The sequence below is a fragment of the Kitasatospora sp. NPDC091257 genome, from assembly GCF_044757675.1.
GTDB classification, from domain to species: Bacteria; Actinomycetota; Actinomycetes; order Streptomycetales; family Streptomycetaceae; genus Kitasatospora; species Kitasatospora lactacystinica.
This window is the reverse complement of sequence record NZ_JBIVVI010000679.1, coordinates 1-5,043: the sequence shown is the minus strand read 5'-3', so window position 1 is coordinate 5,043 and position 5,043 is coordinate 1. Positions and strand designations below refer to the sequence as shown.

Below are 5,043 nucleotides of genomic sequence, written 5' to 3'. Positions count from 1 at the left end.
GGCCGCCATCGCCGCCAAGCGGGCCCAGGGCAAGAAGGTGCTGATCTCGATCGGCGGCCAGAACGGCCAGGTCCAGGGGCGCAGCCGCGGGCACCGGGCCCTGTCCGCCGCGGTGCTCAGGCGCCGCAGTCCCGGCAGATCGGGTTGCCGTTCTTCTCGCTGTAGAGCTGGCTGCGGTGGTGCACCAGGAAGCAGCTCATGCAGGTGAACTCGTCGGCCTGCTTCGGCAGGACACGGACGGCGAGTTCCTCGTTCGAGAGGTCGGCGCCGGGAAGCTCCATGCCCTCCGCGGCGTCGAACTCGTCGACGTCGACAGAGCCGCCGCCCTTGTCGTTCCGCCGAGCCTTGAGTTCTTCGATGCTGTCCTCGTTGACGTCATCGTCGGTCTTGCGTGGGGTGTCGTAGTCGGTTGCCATTTGTCGCTCTCCCCCTCCGGGTTGTGCGGTGTGTGCGGTATCTCCAGCGCACGTAACGCATGGGGGGTCGGTCTTGTGCCCGACCCGAGGCGGAGATTTTGCCTTACTTCAAGCCCTGTTACTCAATCGACACTCAGCCCGGGCTCCATCGGGGTGATCCCCGGGCCTGCGGAAGGCCTCACGCTGGGCCATCGCCGACCCCTGTCGGACCCGATAAACCAGACACGCACAGTGAGCAAGACCGGTGCGGGCGCCTGGGAAATCCCGTGCCCACCAGGGAGACCGACCGATCCCGTGGACCGGCCGGGGGCCGAAATCCGGTCACGGACGGCGATCGGCACCCCTGGGCCGGTGATCACTCTCCGGGGTTGCCCGGAATCGCGGAGCGACACGATGTGAGCTTGGTCACGTTAAGAATCTTCCTGGTCAAATCACGGAAAATCCACCCACTCCGACCGCCCGGTGCCGGGCCTCAGCCGGCGGTCTTCCGAGCCGCGCGGCGGGCCAGCAGGGCGGCCTGGCGCTCCTCGAACTTCCGGGCCTGGTCGTCCAGCCCGTCCAGGAAGACGCCCAGCTCGTTCTGCGCCAGCAGGCCCTCCGGGCCGAGCCCGCCGATCTCCATGACCCTGAGGTGGCGCAGCACCGGCTGGAGCACGTCGTCGTGGTGGATGCGCAGGTTGTACACCCCGCCGATGGCGATCTGCGCGGCGGCGCGCTCGAAGCCGGGGATTCCGTGGCCGGGCATCCGGAAGTCGGTGACCACGTCGGCGACGGCCCGCATGGCCTGGTCCGGGGCGATCTCCAGGGCGGCCTTCAGCAGGTTCCGGTAGAAGACCATGTGCAGGTTCTCGTCGTTGGCGATCTTCGCCAGCAGCTGCTCGCAGAGCGGGTCGCCGGCGTACTTGCCGGTGTTGCGGTGCGCGATGCGGGTGGCGAGCTCCTGGAAGGCCACGTACGCGACCGAGTGCAGCATGCTGTGCGCGTTGTCGGACTCGAAGCCCTCGGACATGTGGCTCATCCGGGCCCGCTCCAGCTCCACCGGGTCGACCGCCCGGGTGGCGAGCAGGTAGTCGCGGATCGCTATCCCGTGGCGCCCCTCCTCGGCCGTCCAGCGGTGCACCCAGGTGCCCCAGGCGCCCTCGCGGCCGAACATGGTCGCGATCTCGTGGTGGTAGCTGGGCAGGTTGTCCTCGGTCAGCAGGTTCACCACCAGCGACACCCGGCCCACCGAGGTCACCTGGGACTGCTCCAGCGACCAGGCCTCGCCGCCCAGCACGCCGTCGAAGTCGCGGCCCTGGCTCCACGGGACGAACTCGTGGGGCATCCACTCCTTCGCCACGGACAGGTGGCGGTTGAGCTCCTTCTCGACGACCTCTTCGAGGGCGAGGATCAGCCGCGCGTCGGTCCAGCCGCTCGCGACGAGCGGGGAGCTGCTGCTCTGCACAGGGGCGATGGTCACGGTCTTGCTCCTGAGGGGACGGCACGCGCTGGGACGGGCGCGTTGAGACGGGGACACTTCGTGCGGACCCGCCGGCGGGCCGCCGACGGATTCACCTACGGTTGCGTAGGTTACGACACCGTAAGTTGCTTGGGCCGGAAAAGACAAGCCGCCCCCGCCAGGCCTTATGTCGTCTTGACGGGCCTGGCGGGGGCGGCTGGGAACGGTCGCCTACGGAAGGGTCGTTCGACCCTTACGGAGAGGGGATGCGGACCCTCATGGTGAGTCCGCCACCGGCGCGCGGCGTGGCCTCGATGGTGCCGCCGTGGGCGCGCACCACCGAGCGGACGATGGACAGGCCGAGTCCGACCCCCTTGTCGCTGCGGGTGCGGTCGGCGCCCTTGATCCGGCGGAACGGCTCGAAGATGTGCTCCAGCTCGTACCCGGGCACCACCGGGCCGGTGTTGGAGACCACCAGCTCGCCGCCGCCGGGCACCGCCGTGGTGGCCAGCTCGACCCAGCCCCCCGGGGTGTTGTAGCGCACGGCGTTCTGCAGCAGGTTGAGCGCGAGGCGCTCCAGCAGCACGCCGTTGCCGGCGGCCATGGCCGGATCGAGCTTCGAGCGCAGCTCGACCTCGCGCTTGTCGGCCTCGCCGCGGGTCTGCTCCAGCGCCCGGGTGGCCACCTCGGACAGCTCCACCGGGCGCCGGTCGGTCAGCTCGTTCTCGCTGCGGGCGAGCAGCAGCAGGCCCTCGACCAGCTGCTCGCTGCGCTCGTTGGTGGCCAGCAGGGTCCTCCCCAGCTGCTGGAGGTCGGACGAGGCCGCCGGGTCGGAGAGCTGGACCTCCAGCAGGGTGCGGTTGATCGCCAGCGGGGTGCGCAGCTCGTGCGAGGCGTTGGCGACGAAGCGCCGCTGGGAGTCGAAGGAGCGGTCCAGCCGGTCCAGCATGCCGTCGAAGGTGTCGGCGAGCTCCTTGAGCTCGTCGTCCGGGCCGTCCAGCTCGATCCGGCGGTGCAGGTCGGAGGAGGCCACGTCGCGGGCGGTGCGGGTGATCCGGCCGAGCGGGCGCAGCACCCGGCCGGCCATCGCGTAGCCCGCCGCGAAGGCGATCACGGCGAGGCAGACCAGCATGGTCAGCGACTTGCGCAGCAGGGTGTTGAGCGCGGAGTTGGAGCGCGCCAGGTAGTCGGCGGCCTGCCACTGGTTGTAGTCCGTGCTGTTCATGGTGGTGCTGACGCCGTCGGGGCTGGTGACCCGGAGGCTGCCGTCGAAGACCAGCTTGCGCGGCGCCAGGTACGAGACGGCGTCCTGGAAGAACACGTACATCAGGAGCAGCAGCACCACGCCGGCCATCAGGAACATCCCGCCGTAGAGCAGGGTGAGCCGCATCCGGATGGTGGGGCGGAAGGGCAGCCAGGCGAGCATGCCGTCGCCGGGGGTGTAGTGCCCGGGGCGGTGGACGCGCGGCGGGGTCAGGGGCTTCGGCGGGACGGCACGCGGGCCGCCGGCGGGCGCGCCGGAGGCCCCGCCGGCCGGGGGCGGGGTGGTCATGATGGTCCTCTCGGGGCGTCCGCCGGGGCGGGCGCGTACGGCGGGGAGTCCGGGGTCGGGCGGACTCCGGTCGTCAGATCCGGTAGCCGGAGCCCGGCACGGTGACGATCACCGGCGGGTCGCCGAGCTTGCGGCGCAGCGTCATCACGGTGACGCGCACGACGTTGGTGAACGGGTCGGTGTGCTCGTCCCAGGCCTTCTCCAGGAGCTGCTCGGCCGAGACGACGGCGCCGCCGGCCCGCATCAGCACCTCCAGGACGGCGAACTCCTTGGGGGCGAGCTGGACGGTGCGTCCGTCGCGGATCACCTCGCGCCGGCCGGGGTCGACCGAGATGCCGGCGCGTTCCAGCACCGGGGGCAGCGGGACGGTCGCGCGGCGGCCCAGCGCCCTTACCCGGGCGACGAGTTCGCTGAAGGCGAACGGCTTCGGAAGGTAGTCGTCCGCGCCGATCTCCAGGCCCTCGACCCGGTCGCTGATGTCGCCGGAGGCGGTCAGCATGATCACCCGGGTGGCCAGGCCCTGCTCGACCACCTTGCGGCAGACGTCGTCCCCGTGCACCAGCGGAAGATCGCGGTCCAGGACGACGACGTCGTAGTCGTTGACCGCGATGCGCTGGAGCGCGGCCTCCCCGTCGTACACCACGTCGACGGCCATCGCCTCGCGGCGCAGGCCGGTAGCGACGGCCTCGGCGAGCAGCTGCTCGTCCTCGACGACGAGAACCCGCACGGTCGTTGTCCCTTCTCCAGGCCGGCCCCGGAAAGCGGACGCACGGCTCCGACGGTGCCTCCATCCTGCCTGGTCCGGCGGTAAAGCAGCGATAAGCTGCCCCTCGGGCACGGAGCCGGAGCCCCCGGCCGTCACCGTTCGCACCCGCAGCACTCCGCTTGGACTGTGACACAGGCAACTTTCTTCCGCCGGGAGGTTTCCCGCCCTCCGGGGCGGGGAGGACAGCTGCACACCCGCGATCTGGCTGACGGCCGGTCGCACCCACCCGCCGTGCGTTCATCCGCGCCGGCCCTGGGGCTGGGACATCACCGGGAGCGGCCGAAGGGCCGTCTCCGCACCTATCCGGACCTTCACCACCATCCGGGCTCGGTGCTTTCACCGGCTGGACCTCCTCGGGGCGGAGAGCGCACGACCGTGCACGTCCGACACAGTAAGGGGGCCCGTATGGACGCCTTCAAGGCCGGAATCCTGCAGCGCATAGCCAACGCCGAGCAGGATCTGCACCGCGCGATCGAGGCCGGGGACGAGTTCCTCGCCGAGGTGGAGCAGTCCGAGCTGGACGACCTCCGCCGACTCGCCGCCGAGCACGGCGTGGACACGGTGCTGGAGCGCCACCGCACCGCTGCCTGACCCGTCCGGCACACCGACCAGTCGCCGGATCTCCGGCACCAGCGGCCCTGCGGGGGCCGTGCGAAACCCAGGCCCTGGCATTCCCCGTATGCCAGGGCTCTTCGCATGTCCGGGGCCGCCCCGCCCACGCCCGTGGGTTCCGCGGGCGGGACGGGGCGGAACCGGTCAGTCCGCCCAGGCGCGCAGCGCGGCCAGCCGCTCCTGGAGCGGCTCGTACACCCCGGGGGCGGCGGCCACGGTCAGCTCGCCGTCGGGGCCGTGCCCGGGACGGCCGCCGACC

General features: G+C 71.2%; 5 protein-coding genes and 1 pseudogene. 1 reads left to right on the top strand and 5 read right to left on the bottom strand.

Annotated elements, in window-relative coordinates:
• Positions 1-116: 116 nt before the first annotated feature.
• From ACIQOV_RS27115 to ACIQOV_RS27100, 4 genes are all read right to left on the bottom strand, one after another.
• Positions 117-416, bottom strand: coding sequence for a DUF4193 domain-containing protein (locus ACIQOV_RS27115; RefSeq protein WP_360355380.1), 300 nt, complete (start codon positions 414-416; stop codon positions 117-119).
• Positions 417-888: 472 nt separating this feature from the next.
• Positions 889-1,875, bottom strand: coding sequence for an acyl-ACP desaturase (locus ACIQOV_RS27110; protein ID WP_401052801.1), 987 nt, complete (start codon positions 1,873-1,875; stop codon positions 889-891).
• 232 nt (positions 1,876-2,107) lie between these two features.
• Positions 2,108-3,406 carry a sensor histidine kinase gene (locus ACIQOV_RS27105; protein WP_380551270.1) on the bottom strand — a complete coding sequence of 433 codons (1,299 nt, stop codon included), beginning with the start codon at positions 3,404-3,406 and terminating at the stop codon, positions 2,108-2,110.
• Between the two features lie 73 nt (positions 3,407-3,479).
• A complete protein-coding gene (locus ACIQOV_RS27100; protein WP_359913230.1) occupies positions 3,480-4,133 on the bottom strand; it encodes a response regulator transcription factor in 654 nt (217 codons plus the stop codon).
• Between the two features lie 444 nt (positions 4,134-4,577).
• Between ACIQOV_RS27100 and ACIQOV_RS27095 the strand changes: the two genes are divergently transcribed.
• A complete protein-coding gene (locus tag ACIQOV_RS27095; protein WP_030057688.1) occupies positions 4,578-4,763 on the top strand; it encodes a hypothetical protein in 186 nt (61 codons plus the stop codon).
• Between the two features lie 165 nt (positions 4,764-4,928).
• Here the strand turns inward: ACIQOV_RS27095 and ACIQOV_RS27090 are convergent.
• A pseudogene (locus ACIQOV_RS27090) lies at positions 4,929-5,043 on the bottom strand (inositol monophosphatase); the annotation flags it as partial.

Excerpts from the sequence above, each read along its gene's own strand:
- ACIQOV_RS27115 (WP_360355380.1), bottom strand. The coding sequence starts at position 416 with ATGGCAACCGACTACGACACCCCACGCAAGACCGACGATGACGTCAAC.
- ACIQOV_RS27105 (WP_380551270.1), bottom strand. The coding sequence starts at position 3,406 with ATGACCACCCCGCCCCCGGCCGGCGGGGCCTCCGGCGCGCCCGCCGGC.
- ACIQOV_RS27095 (WP_030057688.1), top strand. The coding sequence starts at position 4,578 with ATGGACGCCTTCAAGGCCGGAATCCTGCAGCGCATAGCCAACGCCGAG.